The sequence below is a fragment of the Agrococcus jejuensis genome, from assembly GCF_007679035.1.
GTDB classification, from domain to species: Bacteria; Actinomycetota; Actinomycetes; order Actinomycetales; family Microbacteriaceae; genus Agrococcus; species Agrococcus jejuensis_A.
Genome location: NZ_VEFR01000002.1, coordinates 402,963 through 425,132 on the forward strand (window position 1 = coordinate 402,963; position 22,170 = coordinate 425,132).

The window sequence follows — 22,170 nt, forward strand, 5'->3', positions numbered from 1 at the left end:
CGGAGCCGACCGTGGTCGACCTCGCGTGGTGGGAGGTCGAGACGCCGTGGCCCGATCGCTTCCGCGAGTTCCACGGTGCGATGTGGGGGTGGACGTTCGAGCCCGCCTTCGAGGACGCGGGGATCGGCCGCTACTGGATCGTGAAGGAGCACACGTCGGCGACGATCGGCGGGCTCTGGGAGTCGGCGGCGCTGCGCCCGCCGGTCGCCGGCGCGCGCATGTACCTCGTCGTGGAGGACCTGGAGGCGACGCTCGCGTACGCCGTCGGGCACGGCGCGAGCATCGAGCGGCAGCGCACGGGCCTCGGCGGCGACGACCGGTGGTTCGCGATCTTCCGCGATCCGGCGGGCGTCTCGTGGGGCATCTGGACGGACAACGAGGCGGCTGCCTGAGACCCGCCGGCGGCCCCATCCCCATCCGCTGGTCGAGGAGCGCGCGACCGCAGCGAGCCCGCGTCACGACACTCGAGTCACCCCGAGCACCTCGATGAGCGAACCGAGGGGCGCGGGTCAGGCGACGACGACCCCGGCTCCGATCGCCATCACGAGCAGGATGAAGCCGACGATGCCGGCGGCCGAGGCCACCACGGTGACGACCTTCGGGAAGGCGCGGTCGCGCTGGTGTGCGCGGAATCTCACGACGAGCACCACGATCGCGAGCGCCACCGCGATCGCGCCGAGCACGCCGAGCGTCTGGAAGACGGGCGTGAGGTCGGCGGTGAGCGGATCGGAGGGTCCGGCGTCGTCGCCTGCGAGGAACAGCATGGTGTCACGCTGCTCCCCTCCGGCCCCGCGTCGCGCCGCCTGGACAGCCCACGGGCTCGCCCGCTATGTGCGCCGCGCCCATCCGTGCGTCTCGCAGGCGATCCGGGCGAATGAAGGGACGATGCCCCCTCTGCCACCCCTGATCGCCTGCGATACGCAACCGACCCGTCCGAAGCGATTGCGTTTCGCAGGCGATTCCGCGAGCCAAGGGAGCATTCCCCTCGGCTCGCGGAATCGCCTGCGAAACGCAGACACGCCGCCCCGCACACGCCAGCGAGGCGGCGACCCGAAGGTCACCGCCCCGCCCGCCGTCGAGGATCCGACTACTCGACGACGATCGTGTCGAACGCGTCGGGGTTCGCCTCGAGCCACGCCTCGATGGCCTCGGCCTCGCGGCCGTCCCCGTACTCGTTGACGACCATGTCCTCCAGCGATGCGTACTGCTCGTCGGTCAGCTGGATGCCGGCGATGTACTCCGCCGCCTCGGGGAACTCGTCCGCGAAGCCGTCGGTGCCGAGGAAGTGCAGGCCCTCCGTGCCGCCCATGAGGCCGTTCGGGTCCTCGAGCGCGCGCAGGTCGTACGCCTCGTTCGCCCAGTACGGCGCCCACGAGGTCACGACGATGTCGCGCTCGGCGGCGATGGCCGTGTCGAGCTCGGCGAGCATCGCGGCGGTCGAGGAGGTGACGAGCTCGTAGTCGTCGAGGCCGGCCTCGGGCATCATCGACTCGGTCTGGGCGGTGAGGCCCGCGCCGGGCTCGATGCCGACGATCTGGCCGCCGAAGCGGTCCGCCTGGCCGACGAGCTCGTCGATCGACGTGATGTCGACGTAGTCGGGCACCGACAGGTTGAGGCTCGCGCCCTCGTAGTACGTGCCGAGGTCCTCGATGCTGTCGCCGTACTCCTCCATGTAGGAGGCGTGGGTCAGCTCGGGCCATGCCGACGGGTAGATGTCGACGTCGCCCTGGGCGAGGCCCGTATAGAGCGGGCCCGCCTCGGTGAGCTCCTGCATCTCGACGGTGTAGCCGAGCTGCTCGAGCTGGTTCTCGAGCAGGTAGGCGGTCGAGAGGCCGTCGGTCCACGAGGGCAGGAAGCCGAGCGTGATGGTGCCGAGGCTGTCGCCGGAGCCCTCGCCCGAGCCTCCCTCGGTCTGGTTGCCGGTGGCGCAGCCGGTGAGCGCGAGCGCGGCGGCGGCGCCGATCGCGGCGATGCCGGTGAGACGGGTGCGATGCATCATGTCCTCTTTCGTGTGTCGTTCGTGCGTTGCGTATGGATGGAGGGGATGGGTCAGGCGACCTGCGCGAGGCCGCGCTGCGCGTCGCTCACGACGGCGCGCTTCGAGGCCGCACGCCGGCGCTGCAGGATGCCGAGCAGCGACCAGCGGTAGTCGCGGGCGGCGCCGAGCGCAGCGGTGAGGCGGTCGAGGTAGACGGCGATGATGACGACGCTCAGGCCGGCCTCGACGCCCGTGGCGATGTCCACGGTCGACATGGCCTGCACGATCTCGGAGCCGAGCCCGGGGGCGCCGGCGATGCCGGCGATGACGGCCATCGACAGCGCGAGCATGATGACCTGGTTGATGCCGGTCATGATCGTGGGCATCGCCAGCGGCAGCTGCACGCCGCGCAAGATCTGCCCGGGCTTCGCGCCGAAGGCGTACCCGGCCTCGACGGTCTCGCCGTCGACGCCGCGGATGCCGAGCTCCGTGAGCCGCACGCCGGGCGGCAGCGAGAAGATGATCGTCGCCACGAGGCCCGGCACGACGCCGATCGAGAAGAAGACGATCGCCGGGATGAGGTAGACGAAGCCGGGCATGGCCTGCATGAGGTCGAGGATCGGCCGCAGGATGGCGCTGAACCGGTCGCTGCGCGCGGCGAGGATGCCGAGCGGCACGGCCACGAGCACGGTCACGACGGTGGCGACGAGCACGAGCGCGAGCGTCTGCATCGCGGTGATCCACTGGCCCATGCCGAGGATGAGCGCGAACGTGATGGCGGTGCCGAGGGCGAACTGCCACGAGCGCAGCAGCCAGGCGAGCAGCGCGGCGATCACGATGACGACGACGATGGGCGTCGACACGAGCAGCTCGGTGAGCGAGCGCACGAGCGTGCCCATCACCATCGAGAGCGTGCCGAGCAGCCAGTCGAGGTTGTCGCGCATCCAGCGCACGGCGTCCTCGGCCCACATGCCGATGGGGATGCGGAAGCCATCCATCAGCGCACCTCCTCTGCTGCCTGGTCGAGCACCGGGTCGGCGGCGAGCACCTCGTCGATGACGTCGTGGTCGACGGGCTGCGGCAGCACCATGAGCTCGCCGGTCGGGTTGGCGCCGGGGCCGAGGGCCGCGAGCAGCGTGACGCGCGGGATGACGCCGACGAGTCGCGCATCGTCGTCGACGACGGCGAGCGGCAGCGGCGACTCGGCCGAGGGCACGAAGAGGTTCATGAGCACCTCGTCGTGGCGCACGCTGGGCGGCGCGGGCCGCACGACGTCGGCGATCGACGTCGCGCCCTGCTGCACGAGACGCACGGCGTCGCGGTCGGTGACGAGGCCGAGCAGGCGACGCTCCTTCGACACGACGTACGCGGCGGAGGCACCAGCGTCGCGCATCTGCTTGAGCGCCGTGCGGGGCCCGGCGGTGTCGGCGACGACCGAGCGGGAGCGCTCCATGACGTTGGATGCCGTGAGCACGCGAGCGCGATCGACGTCCTGCACGAACTGCTCGACGTAGTCGTTGGCGGGGTCGGTGAGGATGTCCTCGGGCGTGCCGATCTGCACGATGCGGCCGTCGCGCATCACGGCGATGCGGTCGCCGAGGAACATCGCCTCGTTGAGGTCGTGCGTGATGAACACGATCGTCTTCTTGAGCGTGGCCTGCAGCTCGAGCAGCTGCTCCTGCATCTCTCGGCGGATGAGGGGGTCGAGGGCGCTGAACGCCTCGTCCATGAGCAGGATGTCGGTGTCGGCGGCGAGCGCGCGGGCGATGCCGACGCGCTGCTGCATGCCGCCGGAGAGCTCGGAGGGCAGCCGCTCGGCCCAGCCGTCGAGGCCGACGAGCGCGAGCACCTCGTGCGCCTTCGCGATGCGCTCGGCCTTCGGCACGCCGCGCAGCTCGAGCGGGTAGGCGACGTTGGCGGCCACCGTGCGGTGCGGCAGCAGCGCGAAGTGCTGGAACACCATGGCGATGCGGTCGCGGCGGATGCTGCGCAGGCGGGCGTCGGAGACGTCGGTGATGGCGTCGCCGTTCACGGTCACGGTGCCGCCGGAGGCGTCGTGCAGGCCGTTGAGCATGCGGATGAGCGTCGACTTGCCCGAGCCGGACAGGCCCATGATGACGAAGATCTCGCCGGGCTCGACGCTGAACGACGCGTCGATGACCGCGGCGGTGCCGGGGATGTCGTCGCGGCTCGCGCCGGCGCGCAGGCGCTCGACGAGCGAGCGCGGGTTCTTGCCGAAGACCTTGAACAGGCCTCGGGCTTCGATGGCTGGGATGGTCACGTGCACCTCACGCCGCCGCGCAGGATGGCGCGCGGCAGCATCGGTCGCGTCCGGGTCAGCGGTCCGGCGGCGCGCATCCATGACGGACGGCGCACGGCGCGGATGTCGGATCTGCGCCACGGGCCACCGACCGTACGCTCGCCGGTCTGGTGCCGCGGTGCTCACGCACCTGCAGGCATCACCAGCGACCGCGGACTGGTCGGATCGGGCCCCGAGGGACCGCATCCACCATGTCTCCGAGGATTGCTCGATGCAACCGCGCTGAGGGCTTGCGCACTGCTGGCACCGCGACTATCACGTGCGTGCGTAGCAAAGCCTCGTGCATGCTTCCCGGCCGCGATCGTGCGCCGAACGTTGCCCTTTCGTGACCTTCCCGCGCGGGTCGGCGGGCGGTCGGCGCCCCCTGCTATGCCCGCCTCGGATTGCGTTTCGCAGGCGATTCCGGGCTCCGAGGGAGCATTCCCCTCGGCTCCCGGAATCGCCTGCGAAACGCAATCGGCGGCACCTAGCCGGCGTCCTCCACGAGGTTCAGCTGGGTGCCGTCGAGGTCGACGAGGTAGCCGATGCGCAGGCCGCTCGCCTCGCGCCGCACGGGGTGCAGGCGAGGGCAGCCGGTCGTCGCCTCGGGCACGCCGGCGGCACGGATGTCGGCCACGAGCGCGTCGACGTCGGCGACGCGCAGCACGCACATCGCGGCCGTCGTCGCCGGGTCGACGTCGGGCTGGTGCGAGAACTCCAGCTGCACGGTGCCGCGCCGCAGGATGAGCCAACCGTCGTCGTCGAAGGTGCGCTCGAACCCCAGCGAGCCGTAGAACGCGGTCGTCGCCTCGAACGATCGCGACGGCAGCACGGGGATGGCGCGGTCGCTCATCCCGGGTCGACCCCGAAGTCGCCGCCGCGCGCATCCGCCACCCGGCGCTCGGCCTCGGGCACGTGCTGCTTCGCGTCCTCGTACGCGGCCGGCGTCTCGCCCTCGGCCGTCGGGCCCGGCGACGGGCGGTAGATGGTGCGCAGCATGCCGGTGGGCAGCGCCTCGGCGTGCTCGAGCGCGAAGTGCTGCATGGCGCCGTCGTCGAACAGGCGCTCGCCCGCCCGCGCCGCGACGGGGTGGATGAGCAGCCGCAGCTCGTCGAGCTCGCCCGCCGCGAGCAGCTGCCGCACGATCGAGAGCGAGCCGGCGACGAGCACCTTGTCGACGCCTTCGGCGCGGAGCGCGCGAGCGGCAGCGACGACGTCGTCGGTGCGCTCGACCGCGCGCCAGCCGAGCTCCTGGTCGCCGCGGGTGGCGACGACCTTGCGCAGGTCGCCGAGCTCCTTGGCGAAGCCGGCATCCTCGCCACCCGCCGCCTCGCGATCGGGCCAGGCGCCGGCGAACGAGTCGTAGGTGACGCGGCCGAGCAGCAGGGCGTCGGCACCCGCGTAGTCCTCGCCGACGGCGGCGCCGACCGCGTCGTCGAAGTACGGGAAGTGCCAGTCGGGGTCGATCTCGGCGACGCCGTCGAGCGAGATGAACAGGGTCGAGACGATCGTCGTCACGCCGCACCTCCGTCGGTCGGGTCCGTTCGACCCTACGCCCCCGACCGCGCCTGACCGATGCCCGCCTCCTCGAGCTCGTGACGCAGTGCGCCGCCCCCATGCCCGCTCCTCGAGGTGCGAGCGAAGCGAGCCTCGAGAGGAGCCCCACCGACGACGCCAGCCCCCGCATGCGCACGCCGCCGACCACGGGAGCGACACCGGCTGCCTATGACCTCCCCATGGCTTGCAGCCAGAAGCGTCGCTACCAGCCCACGAGCCGACCGGTGTTCCGTATCCTGAGCAGACCCATTCCCTGACCCACGAGAGAGCAACCCCCGTGAGCCATCGAAGCCCCGCCTCCGACTCGGAGTGCCACAGTCCCAGCCCCGACTCGGAGGGACGAAGTCCCGACTCCGACTCGGAGGGCCGAAGGCCCAGCCCGACCCTGATGCGCCGCCCCCGAGGGGGTGAGGACCAGTGATCGAGGCAGTGCTCACGCTGCTGCTGGGCGTGCTGCTGACGTTGGCGATCATCGCCGCGTGCGGCTTCTTCGTGGCGCAGGAGTTCGCCTACATGTCGGTCGACCGCTCGCGGATCGCAGCGAAGGCATCCGCCGGCGACGCGCAGGCGAAGCGCGTGCAGGAGATCACGAAGCGCACGTCGTTCATGCTGTCGGGCGCGCAGCTCGGCATCACCGTGACGGGCCTGCTCATCGGCTACGTCGCGGAGCCGCTCATCGGCGAGTCCCTCGGCGTGCTGCTGGGCGGCGTCGGCATCCCCACGGGTGTCAGCGTGCTCATCGGCACCACAGGCGCACTCGTGCTGGCGACGATCGTCACGATGATCTTCGGCGAGCTGTACCCGAAGAACTACGCGATCGCGAACCCCGAGCCGCTCGCTCGCGCGCTCGCCATCCCGACGCGCATCTACCTGCTGGCCTTCGGCTGGCTCATCACGGTCTTCGACCATGCGGCGAACGCGCTGCTGCGCCTCGTGCGCATCGAGCCGCTCGAGGACGTGGATGCGAGCGCCAACCGCACCGACCTCGAGGCGATCGTCGAGGAGTCGCGGATCAGCGGGCACCTGCCCGCCGACCTGTCGATGATGATCGACCGCATCCTCGACTTCCCGCAGCGCGACGTGGAGCACGCGATGGTGCCGCGGTCGCGCGTGGATGCCGTGGCGCCGGAGTCCACGATCGGCGAGGTGCGGGCGCTCATGGCGACCGGCCACACCCGCTATCCCGTGGTCGACGAGCACGACTCCCCCGTGGGCGTCGTGGCGCTCGTCGACGTGCTGCGCTCGACCGCGCCGCTGACCACGCCCGTCACCGAGGTGATGACGGAGGCCGTGGTGCTGCCCGCGACGATGCTGCTGCCCGCTGCGCTCGACCGCATGCAGCGCACCCGCAACGAGCTCGTCTGCGTCGTCGACGAGCACGGCTCGTTCGACGGCATCCTCACGATCGAGGACCTGACCGAGGAGGTCGTGGGCGAGATCGTCGACGAGCACGACGCCGACGAGATCGCCGTCGTCGCGAGCGGCGACCACGCGTGGGTGCTGCCGGGCGACGTGCACGTCGACGAGGTCGAGCGCCTCATCGGCCACGACCTGCCCGAGGGCGACGACGAGACGATCGCGGGCGTCGCCATCCGCCACCACGGCGACCTGCCGGTGGTCGGCGACCTCGTGCGGGTCGACCTGCCCGAGGAGGCCGGCGAGATGGTCGAGGGCATCGAGATCGACCGCTGGCTCGAGATCGAGGTCACCGAGGTCGAGCGGCACGTGCCGTCGCAGGTGGCGCTGCGGCTGCTGACGCTCGACCGGAACGCGGATGCCGACGAGGCCGATGCGGTCGACGCGTCGGCCGCGGACGAGGAGGTGGCCCGATGAGCTGGTGGGTCGTCGCACTGATCACGACGCTGCTCATCGTCGCGAGCGCGTTCTTCGTCATCGTCGAGTTCGCGCTGCTCGCCGCGCGCCGTCACCGGCTCGAGGAGGAGGCGCCTCGCAGCGCATCCGCTCGCGCCGCGCTGCGCGGCGTCAACGAGCTCACCGTCATGCTCGCGTTCGCGCAGCTCGGCATCACGCTGTGCACCTTCCTGCTCGGCGCGATCACGAAGCCCGCGATCGACTACGCGCTGTCGCCCGTGTTCGAGGCCTGGGGGCTGCCCTTCTGGGCGGCCGACGTGCTGGCGTTCATGCTCGCGCTCGTCGTCGTCACCTTCCTGCACCTCGTCATCGGCGAGATGGCACCGAAGTCGTGGGCGATCGCGCACCCCGAGACGGCCGCGAAGGCGACCGGCATCCTGGCGCGTGCCATGACCTGGCCGCTGCGCCCGTTCCTGCTGTGGATCAACCACATCGCGAACCGGCTGGTGCAGGCGTCGGGCGTCGAGCCCGTCGAGAAGGCTGCCGCGGGCGGGCAGGACATCGACACGATCCGCGAGCTCGTCGCGCACTCGAAGGCCGCGGGCGTGCTCGAGACGCAGTACTCGGAGCCGATCGCCAAGGCGATCTCGCTCACGACGCTCACGATCGGCGACGTCGTGCAGACGCATGCGGCGCCGACGTCGGTGCCCTCGTCGGCGTCCGCTGCGGACGTGCAGGCGGCGTCGGCCGCGTCGGGTCACCTGCGCGTGCTCGTCGGCTCGGGTGCGGGCGCACGCGTCGTGCACGTGCGCGACACCCTCGCCGTCGCGGCGTCGACCCCGGTCGAGTCGCTGGCGCGGGATGCGTTCGCGGTGACGCCGGACACGTCGGTGCACGACGCGCTCGCGCGCATGCGCCGCGAGCGCGTGCAGCTGGCGACGGTCGTCTCCGACTCATCGCTCGTCGGCGTCGTGACGCTCGACGACCTCCTGCGCGAGGTGCTCCCCGGCCCGGCCGACCCCGTCCCCGCCTAGCAGCGTCGAGGGTCTCGGCCCGATATGAGGGCACATCGGGCCGAGACCCTCGACGCCACTGCCCGCTCCTCGAGGTGCGAGCGAGGCGAGCCTCGAGAGGGGCCCCGATCGAGGCCGCTCCCCCACCAGCTGGTCGAGGAGGCCGCTCGCGCAGCGAGCAGCCGTCACGAGACCCGAGTCACGACCGGCGCACCGGCCCGCGACCACGCAGGCATGACGCCGCATGACGCCCACCCCTCGCCACCCCTGACGCGCGCCCGTACCGTCGCCGCCAGGGACAGCCACCGCATCCGAGGGAGCTCGCCATGACCACATCCACCCGCACCGTCGCCGACCAGGTGTCGGAGTTCGACGTCGGCTTCGCCGAGACCATCGGTCCCGACCTGTCGGCGGTCTTCGCCAAGGAGCAGGCCGACCTGAACGCGGCGGGCACCCCCGCGGGCGCCGTCGCCGCGGGCGATCCCCTCCCCGACGCGACCCTCACCACCGTCGACGGCCAGCAGGTGACCCTCGCATCCGTGCTCGACGGCGCCCCCGCCGTCATCGTCTTCTACCGCGGCGCGTGGTGCCCGTACTGCAACATCACGCTGCAGCACTACGAGCAGACCCTCGCGGCGACGCTGCGCGAGCAGGGCGTCGGCCTCGTCGCGATCAGCCCCCAGACCCCGGATGGGTCGCAGGCGGCGGTCGCGAACGGCGAGCTGTCGTTCACGGTGCTGTCCGACCCGGCGAACGCCCTCGCGAGCCAGCTCGGCATCGTCACCGCGCCGAGCGCCGAGGCGCAGGAGGCGCACACGACGCTCGGCTTCGCGGTGCAGGACTCGAACGCCGACGACACCCCCGGCATCCCGTTCCCGACGGTGCTCGTGGTGGATGCATCGGGCACCGTGCGCTTCGCCGACGTGCACGTCGACTACACGACGCGCACGGAGACCGAGGAGATCCTCGAGGCGGTCGCCGCGCTCTGACGATCCGGTCGGCTCCTCCTGCATCGCGACGATGCGGGAGGAGCCCATCCCGTGACTCAGCTCCAGCGCTCTCCGACATGCCCGCGGTAGCCGCGGGCGGCGATCGCCTGCAGCACCGGTCGCACGTCGAACGACGCCGGATTCACCACGACCCGGTCGCCGTCGCTGCCGCGCACCTCGAGCACGGGGACGCCACGATGCGAGCGCAGGCTCGAGGCGACGATGTCGTCGTAGACGACGCAGCGCACCCGTCCGAGCGCCGTGCGCTGGTAGACGCGGTCGTCGAGCACGGCGAGGCGCCAGTTGCGGTGCAGCACGACGATGCCCAGTCCGCCGAGCACCATCGCGACCGAGGCGATCCGCATCGGCACCGGGTCGTCGGCCTCGTCGAGTCCGAACGCGACGAGCGCCATGAGCGCGCCGGCGACGAGGATGAGCCACCCGAGCAGGGCGATCACGATCGGCAGGCGCACGCCGCCCCCGATCGCGGGCGTCGGCCTGCGCCGCATCCATCGGCTCGCCAGCCCGACGAGGGCCACGACCGCGACCGTCGCGGCTGCGACCAGCACGGGGCGCATCCACTCCATCGCTCAGCCCTTCGTGTCGCGCGTCGTCGCGATCAGCCGTCGACCCGATCCACCCACGAGTAGCGCGGCGCGAAGCCGAGCTCGCGTCGCGCCTTCGCATTGCTCAGCAGCGTCGCTCGTCCCTCGATCGGCGCGCGGCGTTCGAGGTCGGCGAGCGCACCCGTCAGCAGCTCGACGCTCGGGCGACGCATGACGGTGTCGTCGGCAGCGACGATGAACACCTCGGCGCCGCGCCGGTCGCCTGCCTCGACCGCGAGCCGCACCGCCTGCGCCGCGTCGCGGTGGTCGATGTAGCCCCACAGGTTCCAGGCGCGCGCCGACGGGTCGTCCTGCCACGAGTCGAAGCGCGCGTAGTCGTCGTCGATGAGCACGTTCGAGAAGCGCAGGCCGATGATGGATGCGTCTGGCTGCCAGCGTGCGAAGTGCCGCGCCATCTCCTCCTCGACGGCCTTGCCCAACGAGTAGGTCGACTCGGGCCGCGCCGTGTACTCCTCGTCGACGGGCAGGTACGGCGGCGGGGTCTCGAACGGCAGACCCAGCACGGTCTCGCTCGAGGCCCAGACGACCTTGTCGATGCCGAGCATGCGGGCGGCCGCGAGGACGTTGTAGCCGGAGACGGCGTTGTTGGCGAAGATCGCCGCGTTGGGCTTGCGCCCGGGTGCGGGCACGGCGCCGAGGTGCACGACGGCGTCGAAGCCGCCGAGCCGGTCGTCGACGCCGCTCATCGTCTCGACGACCTGGCCGAAGTCGCTCAGGTCGACGATGGGCCCGCCGTCGGGACCGTCGGGCGAGGGCGCCTGGTCGATGCCGAGCACGTCGTGGCCGTGCTCGCGCAGGTCGGCGACGGTGGCGCGGCCGACGCGGCCGGAGGCTCCGGTGACGAGGATCTTCATGGCGTGGGCGTCCCTTCGGCGATGGCTGGAGGGAACGCTACGGAGCACGAGCGCGTGGCGCGCGGGGTGGACACGCGTGGCGGATGCGCGCGAAGAGGGCTGCGCGGATCGAGTCAGTAGCGCGGTGCGCCGTGCTGCAGTGCGAGGCGGCGCTGGTTCTCCTCGCGGACCATGCCGGGGATCAGGAAGAGGTCGATGACCCACCAGATGCCGGCGGCGAGCAGCAGCGGCAGCCCGATGAGCAGCCAGGCGGTGAGACCGCCGAGCACGGTGAGCGACAGGATCGCGATGGCAGTGCCGACGCGGCCCAGGTAGAAGCGATGGATGCCGAGCGTGCCGAGGAAGATCGCGAGCACGTAGGCGATGCCGGCTTCCTTGAGCGGCGCGACGATCACGACCTGCGGCGGCGCGTACGCATAGGGCTGCTGCGGCACGAACTGCTGCGGCGGCTGCATCAGCGGCGCGCTCGGTGCGTGCAGCGTGATCTCGGTCGCAGCCTGCCGAGGAGCACCCCAGGCCTGGCCGTCCCACCATCGCTCGATGCCGTGGGCGTCGCGACGCCAGCCCGCGGGCGTGGCAGCAGAGGTCGTCATGGTCGGATGCTATGCGTCACCCATGACAGCCAGCATCGAGTCGCACTCACCGTTGCAAGATCGTGACGCAAGCATCGCTCCGCGTCGGCCGCCTCCTGCCAGGACCGCCTCACGCGCCGCTCCCGCTCGAGACTGCCTCGATCAAGGACCGCTCCTTGAGGTGCGAGCGAAGCGAGCCTCGAAAGGAGCCCCGCCGAAGACGCCCCTACGCGACCGCCGGCACCCCGACCAGCTCGAGGTACTCGCGGATCACCGCATCCACCGACTCCGGCGCGGTGATGCCGAGGGCGATCGCGCGCTCCGGCTCAAAGGCGCCGGGCCACGACGCGACGATCGCCTCGATCGCGGGATCGATGGCCACGTCCACGAGCGACGACAGCGGCTGCCCCGACACGCGATCCATCGCCTCGAGCATGAGCGCGGGCGTCGTCGACAGGCCGGGCAGGATGACGGCGGTCGGGCTGCCCCACTCCTCGGCCGACGCGGAGGCGGCGCGCACGAGCGCATCCACCGTCTTCACCGGCGACGACAGGCAGATGGGGGTGTCGGCCGGCACGGGCAGCGGTGCGCGCACGCCCGCGACGGGCTCGCGCACGATGCCCGAGACGAACGACGACGCAGCGGCGTTCGGGGCGCCCGGGCGCACGGCGACGGTCTGCAGGCGCACGGTGCGGGCGTGCACGAGGCCGCGGCGTCCGTAGTCGCCGACGAGCAGCTCGGCGATGTACTTCTGCGCGCCGTACGACGACTGCGGGCGCGGCAGGGTGTCGTCGCGGATGACGTCGGGCTGCCCGAGGAACGGGTCGTCGCCGAAGACGGCGAGGGAGCTCGTGAAGACGAACGTCGCAGGGCTCGCGCCCGCCTCCGTCGCCGCGCGCAGGTGGTCGAGCAGCGCACGCGTGTCGTCGACGTTCGTCTGCATCCCCAGGTCGAGGTCGGCCTCCGCGGCGCCCGACACGACGCCGGCGAGGTGGAAGACGAGGTCGAGGTCGCCCAGGTTCGCGACCTGGTCGCCGATGGGGCCGACGAGGGCGTCGACGCGCTCGTCGGCGAGCAGCTCGGGCCGCGGCTCGGCGATGTCGAGCAGGGTGAGCCGCTCGACCGGGCCGACCGGAGCCTCGGCGCCGAGGATGCGGTGAGCGAGCTGCGTGCCGACGAAGCCGGCGCCGCCGGTGATGAGGATGCGCATGGCTCCATCCTCGCGCAGCATGCCTCAGCGGAGCCCGGCGCGAGACCGCCTCAGCCCGGCACGAACGCGCGCGGCGGGGACTGCTCGAGCAGGCTGCGCACGAGGTGATCCCAGAACGTCATGCGCGCGTACGCATCGATCCGGTAGTGGTCGGCGCCGGGCCAGATGCGCATGTCGAACCGCTTGCCCGCCTGCATGAGCGCGCGGGCGAGCGCATGCGAGTGGTCGACGGTCGCGTTCTCGTCGATCTCGCCGCAGACGATGAGCAGGTCGCCCTCGAGCCGCTCGGCGAGGTGCAGGTTGCCGAGCTCGCGGTACGCGTCGCCGTCGCGGTCAACGTCGGCGCTGCCGCCGAGGTGCCAGTCCCACCGGCCGAAGGGCATCTTCGCCGGGTCGTGCACGCCGGCGCTGCTGATGCCCGCCCGGTACGCGGTCGGGAATCGCAGCAGCATGCGTGCGGCGTTGTAGCCGCCGTAGGAGTGCCCGACGACGCCGACGCGCGTCGTGTCGAGCCGAGGGTCGGCGGCGGCGAGCGCGGCGAGCGCGGTCACGTGGTCCTCGAGACCGCGGTCGGTGTGGAACTGCCGATGCGTCCATTGCCGGAACGCGCGGTCACGCCCTGGCGTGCCCCTGCCGTCGACCATGATCGCGGCGAACCCGAGTGCCGCGTACCCGGCCAGGGCGCCGTGCCGGGCCGACGTGCCGCTGCCGCCGAGGTACGCGTGCGGCGCGTGGGCGATCTGGAAGCCGGCGTAGACGTCCTCGACGATGGGGATGCGCTGCGGATCGTGCGGATGCTGCGGCATGGCCACGACGCCCCACAGGTCGGTCTCGCCGTCGTCCGCGAGCACCCGGAACGGATGCGGGGCGACGTAGCCGGCGTCGAGCAGCGCCGTCACGTCGGTGCGCTCGAGCTCGAGCACGATGCGGCCGGCGTCGGCCGCGTCGCGCAGCACGATGACGGGCGGCTCGTCGACGGTCGAGATGTGGTCGACGAGGAAGCGGCCGCTGGGGCTCAGCGCGTCGATCGGCGGCTTGCCCTTGCCGAACACGAGATGGAAGAACTGCGGCGGCGGGGCGGCGAGGTCGTGGTCGGCGGGCTCGGGGGTGAGCAGCCGCTGCGTGCCGCCGTCGAGGCCGGCGCGGTAGATGCGGCGCCACGAGGGGTTCCAGCCGTCGTCGCCGCTGCCGGCGACGAACGTGACCTCGCGGTGCTCGACGTCGACGCGCAGCAGGTCGCGCACCACGAGGTCGCCCTCGGTCACGCGGTGCAAGCACGCGCCGGTGGCGAGGTCGAAGAGGTAGAGATGACCCCAGCCGTCGCGCTGCGAGAACAGCAGCACCTCGCCCGTCTCGGGCAGCACCCGCACGAGCGGCAGGTGGTACAGGAACTGGTTCGGCTCGTAGAGCGGCCCCTCGTCGAGCACGACGGCATCGCGGCGCGCGCCCGAGGCGACGTCGACCTCGACGATCGCCGCGCGCGCCTCCCCCTGCCGGTGGTGCAGCAGGTACAGGTACCGCTCGTCGGCCGACCACGTCACCTCGGTCGCGCCGTTCACGATCACCTGCGCGCCGAGGCCGTCGGCGACGTCGACCTCGACGGCACCGCCGGCGTCGAGGTCGAGGATGCGGCACTGCGGCGGCGGGGGCGGCCCCTCGTCCTCCAGCTGCACGCGCCACTGGTGGCACTCGGGGCGTGCGCCGCCGCCCGGCGCGACGCTCTCGACCATGTGCTTCGTGCGCATCCGCCGCTCGTCGACGCGCATCGTGAGCACTCGACGACCGGAGGGCGAGTGCACGGTGCCGACGGGCGGCAGGTCGAGGCCCATGCGGCGGAAGGGCACGACCATGTTCGAGTCGGAGCGCAGGGCGCCCCACGCGAACCCCTCCTCGCCATCGGCAGTCAGCGGCGTCTCGACGTCGCCGTCGACGAGCGAGAGGTCATGGTCGCGGCGGCGCAGGCCGCGACCGTCGGGGCCCGGCAGCACGCCCGCGGGCGGCGCCGCGGATGCGGGCTCCTGCACGCCCAGGTCGGCGAGCGTCGCGCCGACCGTGCGGGTGCCGGCGACGGGGTCGACGAGCACGAGCTCGTCGCCGTCGGCCGTCTGCCTGCGGTACCAGAACGCGTCGCCGTCGCCGGTCCAGATCGGATCGATGCGGCGGTTGCGCATGAGCGTGGGCAGCCGCTCGGGCGCGAGCGCCGCGGCCCGACGGTAGCGCTCGAGCAGCGAGGGCGCAGCGTCGGTCGACGCGGTCATGCGCCGAGCTCGCGCGCCACGTGCTGCGCGACGAACGGCAGCGGCAGCCCCGCGGCGCCCAGCACGGCGTCGTGGAACGCGACCACGTCGAACGTATCGCCGAGCGCTGCACGCATGCGCTCGCGCAGGTCGAAGAGGAAGTCGTCGCCGAGCTTGTACGCGAGCGCCTGCCCGGGGATGTCGCACGAGTAGCGCAGCGTCTCGGAGTCGATCTCGACATCCCCGAGGAAGGCGTGCTCGCGCATGTACGCACGTGCCTGCTCGAGGTCCCAGCCGAGCGCGTTGAGCCCGGTGTCGACGACGAGACGCGACGTGAGGAACGCGTCCATCATCAGTCGCCCGAACCGCTCCTGCGGCGTGCGGTACATGCCGATCTCGCCAGCGAGGCGCGCGGCGTACTCGGCCCAGCCCTCGCCGTAGGCGCTCAGCGCCACGTGCTGGCCGAGCGAGTGGCGGTCGGTGGCCTCGCGTTGCGCCGTGACCGCGAGGTGATGGCCGGGCATGAGCTCGTGATAGGTCAGCGCGGGGATGTGCGGCAGGGCCGTCGTAGCGAGGTTGCGAGCGTTGAAGAGGTAGAGGCCCCTCTCGCGGCCCGGCTGCGGCGGCGCGTAGTAGCCGAAGGTCATCGAGCCGGCGACGGCGTCGGGCACGGCGTCGACGCCGTAGGGGGCGCGGGGCAGTCGGCCGAACTGGGCGGCGAGGTGCGGCTCGAGCCGCTCGATCGCGCGCTCGAAGTGGGCCGCGATGCTCGCGGCGTCGTCGCCACGCCAGGCGGGATCGGTCGCGAGCGCCGCCAGGTACTCCTGCGGCGTGCCCTCGAAGCCCTCGCCGACCATGAGCTCGCGCATGTCGTCGACGATGCGCGCCATCCGCTCGTGCCCGCGCGCGTGCACCTCCTCGGCGGTCAGATCGAGCGTCGTGTGCAGGCGCACGACCCGCTCGTAGGCGTCGCGACCGCCCGGGTACTGCCCGAGGCCCACGCGATCGGATGCGCGCGCGACGACATCGGGGTCGGCAAGCACCGCGAGCAGCGTCTCGAACGCGGCGTCGACGGCGGTGGCGGTGCGCTCCTCGATGACTGCCGCCGCGTCGTCCGTCAGCGACGGCGAGCGGTCGACGACGCCGCGCAGCACCGCCCGACCGGTGGCATGCAGGCCGCGCACGAGCGCGGTCGCGGCGGCGAGCTGCTGCGACGGCATGACGATGCCGCGCTCGGCCTGGCCGGTCGTGCGCTCGGCGAGCTGCCGCACGAGCCGGCCGTAGCCGTCGAGCAGTCGGAGGTGCTGCGCGACGCCCTCGTCGCCGTCGATGCTCGTGCGCGAGAGCGTCTCGTGCACGACGTTCAGCAGGTAGCCGCCCGCGTACGCCGACGGGGCGAACATGCTGGGGAAGCCGATGCCCATCGGGTCGAACACGAGCCAGTACACGTCGTCGTCGACGTCCCACCGCTCCGCCATCGCGGCGGCCGCGGCCAGATCGAGCGCGAGGGTGGCGGGCAGCGAGGCCGCGTCGACGCTCGCGATCCGCTCGCGCAGCAGTCGCGCGGCCCGAGCCCGCCGGGCGATGGCCTCCTGGCCGATGTCGGGGATGACGATCTCGCCGGCCCCGAGCTCGCCCGCGGCATCCGAGCCCTGCACGATGCGCCAGGCGGCGTCGACGATCGACCGCGCCTCCGTCTCGGCGGCGGATGCGGCATCCGCATCCTCACGCTCGTCGGTCGTCGCGGGTCGTGCCGTCATGCTCGCGCCTCTCGTGTCGCCGTCGCGGTGCCAGCACGGTATCGCCGGTTCGCACGGAGCCGCGTCGACAGATCGTCGAGCATCGGGGCGTGCGATCTCGACAGATGCAGCAGCGGCGTCAGTCGGCGGATGCGAGCACGCCGGTGAGGCGCGCGATCTTCAGCGTGAGGTGCGCGCGCAGGCGGTCGTCGCCGGTCGTGAGGTCGAGGCCGGTGAGCTCCTGGATGCGGCGCAGCCGGTAGTAGAGGCTGGTGCGGTGCGCGAAGAGCAGCTCGGAGGCCGCCTTCACGTCGCCCGCGGTGTCGAGGAACACCTCGAGCGTGCGCACGAGCGGCTCGCCGCGACGCTCGTCGGCGATGAGGGCGAGCAGGCGCGGAGCTGCGGCGGCGAGCAGCGCGTCGTCGGGCAGCCGGTCGAGCAGCTCGTAGACGCCGGCGTCGTCGATGGATGCGACGGGGGCCGGGTCGCCGAGGCGTCGGGCGATGCGTGCGGCGCGGCGTGCCTCGTCGAGCGCGGCCGCCGCGTCGGCGAGGTCGGTGCGCACACGGCCAATCCCGACCCTGCAGCGCGGAGCGTCGGTGCCGCGCAGCACGTCGTCGCGCAGCGCGCTCCCGGCCGCCAGCCCCGCCTCATGGGCCGCGTCGACGGCAGGCTCGGCGACCACGAGCACGACGTGGTCGCGGTGCTCGAGGGCGAGCACGTGCTGCGCGGGGCGCCGGCTGCGGGCGGCTGCCGTCGCGGCGGCGAGGGCCACGGCATCCTCGTCGGTCGCAGGCTCGCCGTCGCGGTCGATCTCGGCCACGAGCACGACGAACGCGGTGCTGGCGAAGATGCCCTCGGCGCGCAGCTCGTCGGCGGCCGCCACTCGAGCGCCGGCGTCGTCGCCGAGCAGGCGCTCCACCAGCGCGCGCTCGCGCTCGCGGGTGGCGGTGGCGCGCAGGAACTCGCCATGGATGAGCACGGTCGCCTCGGCCGCCGCGGTCTCGATCGCGCGCAGCTGGTCGTCGTCGACGGGGCCCTCGGAGTCGAGCAGCCAGACGAAGCCGAGCAGCGTGTCCTGCTGCAGGATCGGCTGGCCGATGCGGGCGTCGCGCAGGGCGAGGTCGGCGCGCGGCGTCACGAGGTAGCGGCCGGTGGCGTCGTCGCGGCAGGCGAAGACGTGGTCGACGACGTCGGGCGGCACCGCCCGACGCAGGATCGACTCGGCGCGCACCCGATCGACGTCGCCGCGATGCGAGCTGTGCGCGAGCAGCCGCAGGCGGGCGTCGTCGATGGCGACCGAGCGGTCGAGCCTCGCCGAGAGCGTCTCGACGAGCTGCTGCAGGTCGGCCGCCATGCACCGGATCCTAGCCGCGGCATCCTGCGGCATCCCGGTTCGGGGGCGGTGCAGAGCGGTCGTCACACGGTCTCGGCGCGCAGCCGGAACGCGGGCTCGAAGTCGGGGTCGACGATGGCCGGGCGGGTGAGGCGGAAGGCGTCGATGTCGTGCGGCGTCGCCCCGACCGTGAGCAGGTCGGCGAGGATGCGGCCGACGAGGCTCGCGAACTTGCCGGCGTGCCCGGCGCCGTTGAACACGGCGACGTGGCTGTGGCCGGGGAGGGTGTCGAGCACGAAGTCCCGGTCGGCGGGCATGTCGTAGACGCAGGTCTTGCTCGCGAGCAGCCGACCGGCGGCACCGGGCAGGTGGCGCTCGAGGAACGCGTGCAGGCGCCGCGGCTCCTCGGCGTCGCCGTCGAAGACCCGCTCGTCGCTCGCGATGAAGTGGCCGCGCATGTCGCGGGCGACCTTCACGGCGGCCTCGCCGTAGACGGGGAAGCCGTAGTGCACGTCGTCGTCGCCGTGGTGGATCCAGATGGGGAACCGGTCGGGCGCGAAGTCGGCGAGCCGCGGCCCCGAGAAGTACGCGACCTGCTCCTGCGACAGCGTGAGCGCGAAGCGCAGGCCGAGGTCGGGCATGAGGTCGCCGAGCCACGACGCGGCGGCGACGACGAGGTGGTCGGCGTCGATCGGTCCGTCGGGGGTCTCGACCGTGACCCCGTGGTCGTGGACGCGCACGCCCGTCGCGCGCGTGCCGGGCCGCAGCTCGACGCCGCCGGCCATCGCGAGCGACGTGTGCGCCGACACCGACCTGCGGATGTCGAGGATGCCGCCGTCTGCCTGGAAGAGGCCGACGGCGTCGTCGCCGACGCGCCACTGCGGGTAGCGCTCGCGCACGTCGTCGACGTGCAGGTGCTCGTAGCCGATGCCCGCCGCATCCATCGCGCGTGCGTAGCCGGCGATCTCGGCCTCGCCGTGCGTGCCTGCCGTGGCGAGGTCGATGCCGCCCGTGCGCAGGTAGAGGGGCAGCGCCGAGGCCTGCTCGACGTGCGCCCACGCCTCGAACATCGCATCCGTCAGGCGCGTGTACGCCTCGTGGTGGTAGGCGCGACGGATGATGCGCGAGTGATCGCCCGAGGAGCCGAGGGTGTGCACGAGGTCGAACTGCTCGAGCACGAGCACGCGCTCGGCGCCCGCCTCCGACAGCCAGTAGGCGGCGGCGGAGCCGACGGCGCCCGCGCCGATGACGATGTGCGAGTAGCCCTGCGGCATGGCATCCCTCCCGGTGGTCGCTTCACTCTCGCGACCGGGGCGGGCGGCCGCGAGCGTCGTCGGTGGGAATGTCGTCGGCGGGGTTCGACAGGTGTCGGACGGCCGGTCGGGGTCGGCTCGTCGGGCGTCGGCGCGCGTCAGGCGTCGGCGCGCGCCAGCAGGGTCTCGACGATGCGGCGGCGCGCGTCGGGGTGCGAGAAGCCGTGGTGCCCGTAGGAGAAGTGGTGGAAGCGGGCGTCGGGGTTGCGGTCGGCGAGCACGAGCGCGAATGGCGCCTGCACGTCCTGCACGCCGCAGAACAGGTCGAGCGGCACGGGGATCGCGAAGTGGTCGAAGCCCCAGGGGCGGCCGGCGAGCCGCAGCTCGGCGAGCATCGCGTCCTTCCCCGCGCGCTCCCGCTGCATCCTGCGATGGAGGGCTGCGACGTCGGGCTCGGTGCCCGGCGGCGGCCCCACGAGGTCGGGGTCGACGAACCGCGAGCCGCGGGCGGGCGGCCGCGCGTCGTCGACCGGCCCGCGCGGCGTCGCGGCGTGATCCATGGCGGCGAGCAGGCGTGGCGCGTGGCGCAGCAGCCGGTACGCGACTGCCGCAGCCCGCGACGACACGGTGCGCGCGAGCGGGTCGAACCACGGCAGCGTCGGGTTGATGGGGGCCACGCTGCGCACGCGATCCGGCAGACCCGCTGCGAGCGCCATCGTCATGAGGCCGCCGTTCGACTCGCCGAAGACCGACACCGCGTCGATGCCCAGCGCGTCGAGCAGCTGCGCCGCGTCGTCGGCGTAGGCGACCGCGGGGCGCTCGGGTGCGAGCGTCGAGCCACGCGCGCCGGGACGGTTCGTCGCGATGAGCCGCACGCCGTGCTGCACGGCCTCGCGGTGGAAGATGCCGCCCTCGATGCTCGTCGAGCCGCCGCCGTGCAGGTACAGCACGGGTCGGCCGTCGGGCACGCCGAACTCCTGCCACGTCGCGGTGCGCCCGTCGGCCAGCGTCGTCGAGCGCAGCGGCGGGTCGACGAGCGGGATGTCGACGGTCGCGCCGTCGTCGGCGGGACGCTGCTCAGGCATCGGGATCGCTCCTCGGGTCGCGGCGGAGGGAGGTATCGGCTGCGGTCGCGGCGGGTGCGCTCGCGTCCGCGCCCGCGGGCTCGGGCTGCGCATCCGCATCCGTCGCACCTGCCTCGCCGGCGTCCCGTTCGGCGAGCGCGGCCTGCACCTCGGCGATGCGGGCCCGGTCGAGGGGGTAGCGCCAGATGATCGCGGCGGCGGCGAGCAGGCCGACGGCGGGAGCGATGGCGAAGCCGAGCTTGATGCCGACGATCGCCGGCGTCGTCTGGTCGCCGCCGGTGGCGTCGAAGCCGAAGGCGCCGACGAGGGCGAGGCCGATGGCGCCCGCGACGCCGATGAGCGACTTCTGCAGGAAGGCGAACATCGAGCCGTAGAGGCCGCCGTGATCCTGCCCCGTGTGCAGTCGGCCGTAGTCGACCACGTCGGCGGACATCGTGTAGACGACGACCGAGCCCGACAGCACGAGCGTGACGATGGGGAAGAGCACGATGCAGCCGACGAACGCGCCGGGGCCGGGCTCGACGAGGGCGAACGCCGCGCAGGCGAGGCCGCCGCCGACGAGGGCGAAGGCCCACACGCGGTGGCGTTCGAAGCGGCCCGACAGCGCCGTCCAGATGGGGATGCCGACGATGCTCGTGAGCAGCGACGTCGCGAGGATCGCGGGCAGCTCGGCGCTGAGGCCCAGGTACACGTCGATGTAGAGGTAGGCGAGGCCCGTGCTCATGCCCGTGAGCAGGTTGACGGGCAGGAAGGCGGCGAGCAGGCGCAGCAGCGGCGGGTTGCTGCGCATCGCGTCGATCGTGGCACGCAGGCGCAGGCGCAGCGTCGTCGCCGAGGCATCGGCGGTCGTGGCGACGCCCGCGGGCACGACCAGCACCATGACGATCGCGGCGATGGGCAGCGCGATCAGAGCGATGACGGCGAGCACGCCGAGGCTGCGGAAGTCGATCTCGGTGGAGTCGGTGACGCCGATGCCGAGCGCGAGCGCCGGCACGAGGAAGAACAGCAGCTGTCCACCGATCTGCCCCATGCCGCGCCACCCCTGCACGCGGGCGCGCTGCGCGTAGTCGGTGGTGAGGCCGTAGCTCCACGCCTGCAGCGGGATCTCGATCGTCTTCCACCCGAGGTAGAGCACCGACATGCTCACGCCGAAGTACACGACCGTCGGATTCGAAGGCGGATGCAGCAGCGCCCACATGCCCACGACCGACACGACGGTGCCGCCGAGGATCCACCGGCGGCGGGATCCGGTGCGCGCGAAGGTGCGGTCGGAGAGGCTGCCGATGAGCGGATACGTGACCGCGTCGAACATCTTCGTGATCAGCAGCGCCACCGCGAGGCCGCCGAGCGCGAGGCCGGCGTGCTTCGCGTAGACGCCCTGGATGACGCCCTCGGGCCCGTGCATGATGCCGAGCACGATCGTGGGCAGCGTGAAGGCGATGAGGATGCGGCGCGGCAGCCGCGAAGGTGCGGCCGTCGCCCCGGGCGTCGTCGCGCTCGCCGTGGCGCTGGCGCGTCTGGCGCGCCATGCGTCGAGCGTTCTCGGCATCGCTCCCCCTCGTCGTGCGACGGTCGGCGTCGTCTCGTCAGCGTACGAGCGGGAGCGGCGG

General features: G+C 72.7%; 20 protein-coding genes. 4 read left to right on the forward strand and 16 right to left on the reverse strand.

The features are described 5' to 3' along the window. Positions 1 to 11 precede the first annotated feature (11 nt). Entirely contained in the window at positions 12 to 392 is a 381-nt protein-coding gene (locus FS793_RS08755; RefSeq protein WP_144720114.1) for a hypothetical protein, read from the forward strand. Positions 393 to 509: 117 nt separating this feature from the next. On the opposite strand, the gene FS793_RS08760 is transcribed toward FS793_RS08755, so the two are convergent. From FS793_RS08760 to FS793_RS08785, 6 genes are all read right to left on the reverse strand, one after another. After that, positions 510 to 764, reverse strand: a complete 255-nt coding sequence (locus FS793_RS08760; RefSeq protein ID WP_144720115.1) for a hypothetical protein — start codon at positions 762 to 764, stop codon at positions 510 to 512. A 323-nt stretch (positions 765 to 1,087) separates the two neighbouring features. Further along, positions 1,088 to 1,996 (reverse strand): glycine betaine ABC transporter substrate-binding protein, encoded by a 909-nt coding sequence (locus FS793_RS08765; RefSeq protein ID WP_144720428.1) that lies wholly within the window; start codon positions 1,994 to 1,996, stop codon positions 1,088 to 1,090. Positions 1,997 to 2,049: 53 nt separating this feature from the next. After that, positions 2,050 to 2,976, reverse strand: a complete 927-nt coding sequence (locus tag FS793_RS08770; protein ID WP_144720116.1) for an ABC transporter permease — start codon at positions 2,974 to 2,976, stop codon at positions 2,050 to 2,052. Next, on the reverse strand, positions 2,976 to 4,259 hold the full coding sequence (locus tag FS793_RS08775; protein ID WP_144720117.1) for a quaternary amine ABC transporter ATP-binding protein: 1,284 nt from the start codon (positions 4,257 to 4,259) through the stop codon (positions 2,976 to 2,978). Before FS793_RS08775 ends, FS793_RS08770 begins: the two co-directional genes overlap by 1 nt. A gap of 505 nt (positions 4,260 to 4,764) precedes the next feature. After that, a complete protein-coding gene (locus tag FS793_RS08780; protein ID WP_144720118.1) occupies positions 4,765 to 5,130 on the reverse strand; it encodes a VOC family protein in 366 nt (121 codons plus the stop codon). Further along, complete coding sequence (locus FS793_RS08785; protein ID WP_144720119.1) at positions 5,127 to 5,795, reverse strand: dihydrofolate reductase family protein; 669 nt, start codon at positions 5,793 to 5,795, stop codon at positions 5,127 to 5,129. The genes FS793_RS08780 and FS793_RS08785 overlap by 4 nt, the downstream gene beginning before the upstream one ends. 456 nt (positions 5,796 to 6,251) lie before the next feature. Here FS793_RS08785 and FS793_RS08790 point away from each other — a divergent pair, with 456 nt between their 5' ends. From FS793_RS08790 to FS793_RS08800, 3 genes are all read left to right on the forward strand, one after another. Further along, the gene (locus tag FS793_RS08790; protein ID WP_144720120.1) at positions 6,252 to 7,667 is read left to right on the forward strand and encodes a hemolysin family protein; all 1,416 of its coding nucleotides are present in this window, start codon (positions 6,252 to 6,254) and stop codon (positions 7,665 to 7,667) included. Next, positions 7,664 to 8,680 carry a CNNM domain-containing protein gene (locus FS793_RS08795; protein ID WP_144720121.1) on the forward strand — a complete coding sequence of 339 codons (1,017 nt, stop codon included), beginning with the start codon at positions 7,664 to 7,666 and terminating at the stop codon, positions 8,678 to 8,680. The genes FS793_RS08790 and FS793_RS08795 overlap by 4 nt, the downstream gene beginning before the upstream one ends. A gap of 305 nt (positions 8,681 to 8,985) precedes the next feature. Next, on the forward strand, positions 8,986 to 9,648 hold the full coding sequence (locus tag FS793_RS08800; RefSeq protein ID WP_144720122.1) for a peroxiredoxin-like family protein: 663 nt from the start codon (positions 8,986 to 8,988) through the stop codon (positions 9,646 to 9,648). A gap of 56 nt (positions 9,649 to 9,704) precedes the next feature. On the opposite strand, the gene FS793_RS08805 is transcribed toward FS793_RS08800, so the two are convergent. The 10 genes from FS793_RS08805 to FS793_RS08850 all read right to left on the reverse strand — a co-directional run bounded on the left by FS793_RS08805 (position 9,705) and on the right by FS793_RS08850 (position 22,109). Next, positions 9,705 to 10,235 (reverse strand): hypothetical protein, encoded by a 531-nt coding sequence (locus tag FS793_RS08805; RefSeq protein WP_144720123.1) that lies wholly within the window; start codon positions 10,233 to 10,235, stop codon positions 9,705 to 9,707. Between the two features lie 32 nt (positions 10,236 to 10,267). Then, complete coding sequence (locus FS793_RS08810) at positions 10,268 to 11,128, reverse strand: NAD-dependent epimerase/dehydratase family protein (RefSeq protein WP_144720124.1); 861 nt, start codon at positions 11,126 to 11,128, stop codon at positions 10,268 to 10,270. A 113-nt stretch (positions 11,129 to 11,241) separates the two neighbouring features. After that, positions 11,242 to 11,721 carry a TM2 domain-containing protein gene (locus FS793_RS08815; RefSeq protein ID WP_260980091.1) on the reverse strand — a complete coding sequence of 160 codons (480 nt, stop codon included), beginning with the start codon at positions 11,719 to 11,721 and terminating at the stop codon, positions 11,242 to 11,244. A gap of 205 nt (positions 11,722 to 11,926) precedes the next feature. After that, on the reverse strand, positions 11,927 to 12,910 hold the full coding sequence (denD, locus tag FS793_RS08820) for a D-erythronate dehydrogenase (protein WP_144720125.1): 984 nt from the start codon (positions 12,908 to 12,910) through the stop codon (positions 11,927 to 11,929). A 50-nt stretch (positions 12,911 to 12,960) separates the two neighbouring features. Next, entirely contained in the window at positions 12,961 to 15,168 is a 2,208-nt protein-coding gene (locus tag FS793_RS08825) for a S9 family peptidase (RefSeq protein ID WP_144720126.1), read from the reverse strand. Then, positions 15,165 to 16,907 (reverse strand): DUF885 domain-containing protein, encoded by a 1,743-nt coding sequence (locus tag FS793_RS08830; protein WP_144720127.1) that lies wholly within the window; start codon positions 16,905 to 16,907, stop codon positions 15,165 to 15,167. Before FS793_RS08830 ends, FS793_RS08825 begins: the two co-directional genes overlap by 4 nt. Before the next feature lie 118 nt (positions 16,908 to 17,025). Beyond that, positions 17,026 to 18,243 (reverse strand): PucR family transcriptional regulator, encoded by a 1,218-nt coding sequence (locus tag FS793_RS08835; protein ID WP_186329411.1) that lies wholly within the window; start codon positions 18,241 to 18,243, stop codon positions 17,026 to 17,028. Positions 18,244 to 18,305: 62 nt separating this feature from the next. Then, complete coding sequence (gene solA / locus FS793_RS08840) at positions 18,306 to 19,496, reverse strand: N-methyl-L-tryptophan oxidase (RefSeq protein WP_144720129.1); 1,191 nt, start codon at positions 19,494 to 19,496, stop codon at positions 18,306 to 18,308. A gap of 137 nt (positions 19,497 to 19,633) precedes the next feature. Beyond that, positions 19,634 to 20,560, reverse strand: a complete 927-nt coding sequence (locus FS793_RS08845) for an alpha/beta fold hydrolase (protein WP_186329412.1) — start codon at positions 20,558 to 20,560, stop codon at positions 19,634 to 19,636. Continuing rightward, the gene (locus FS793_RS08850) at positions 20,553 to 22,109 is read right to left on the reverse strand and encodes an MFS transporter (protein ID WP_144720131.1); all 1,557 of its coding nucleotides are present in this window, start codon (positions 22,107 to 22,109) and stop codon (positions 20,553 to 20,555) included. Before FS793_RS08850 ends, FS793_RS08845 begins: the two co-directional genes overlap by 8 nt. Positions 22,110 to 22,170 lie beyond the last annotated feature (61 nt).

Coding starts and splice junctions, on each gene's coding strand:
- FS793_RS08760 (WP_144720115.1), bottom strand. CDS start 764: ATGCTGTTCCTCGCAGGCGACGACGCCGGACCCTCCGATCCGCTCACC.
- FS793_RS08765 (WP_144720428.1), bottom strand. CDS start 1,996: ATGCATCGCACCCGTCTCACCGGCATCGCCGCGATCGGCGCCGCCGCC.
- FS793_RS08770 (WP_144720116.1), bottom strand. CDS start 2,976: ATGGATGGCTTCCGCATCCCCATCGGCATGTGGGCCGAGGACGCCGTG.
- FS793_RS08780 (WP_144720118.1), bottom strand. CDS start 5,130: ATGAGCGACCGCGCCATCCCCGTGCTGCCGTCGCGATCGTTCGAGGCG.
- FS793_RS08795 (WP_144720121.1), top strand. CDS start 7,664: ATGAGCTGGTGGGTCGTCGCACTGATCACGACGCTGCTCATCGTCGCG.
- FS793_RS08800 (WP_144720122.1), top strand. CDS start 8,986: ATGACCACATCCACCCGCACCGTCGCCGACCAGGTGTCGGAGTTCGAC.
- FS793_RS08805 (WP_144720123.1), bottom strand. CDS start 10,235: ATGGAGTGGATGCGCCCCGTGCTGGTCGCAGCCGCGACGGTCGCGGTC.
- FS793_RS08810 (WP_144720124.1), bottom strand. CDS start 11,128: ATGAAGATCCTCGTCACCGGAGCCTCCGGCCGCGTCGGCCGCGCCACC.
- FS793_RS08815 (WP_260980091.1), bottom strand. CDS start 11,721: ATGACGACCTCTGCTGCCACGCCCGCGGGCTGGCGTCGCGACGCCCAC.
- denD (WP_144720125.1), bottom strand. CDS start 12,910: ATGCGCATCCTCATCACCGGCGGCGCCGGCTTCGTCGGCACGCAGCTC.
- FS793_RS08825 (WP_144720126.1), bottom strand. CDS start 15,168: ATGACCGCGTCGACCGACGCTGCGCCCTCGCTGCTCGAGCGCTACCGT.
- FS793_RS08830 (WP_144720127.1), bottom strand. CDS start 16,907: ATGACGGCACGACCCGCGACGACCGACGAGCGTGAGGATGCGGATGCC.
- FS793_RS08835 (WP_186329411.1), bottom strand. CDS start 18,243: ATGGCGGCCGACCTGCAGCAGCTCGTCGAGACGCTCTCGGCGAGGCTC.
- solA (WP_144720129.1), bottom strand. CDS start 19,496: ATGCCGCAGGGCTACTCGCACATCGTCATCGGCGCGGGCGCCGTCGGC.
- FS793_RS08845 (WP_186329412.1), bottom strand. CDS start 20,560: ATGCCTGAGCAGCGTCCCGCCGACGACGGCGCGACCGTCGACATCCCG.
- FS793_RS08850 (WP_144720131.1), bottom strand. CDS start 22,109: ATGCCGAGAACGCTCGACGCATGGCGCGCCAGACGCGCCAGCGCCACG.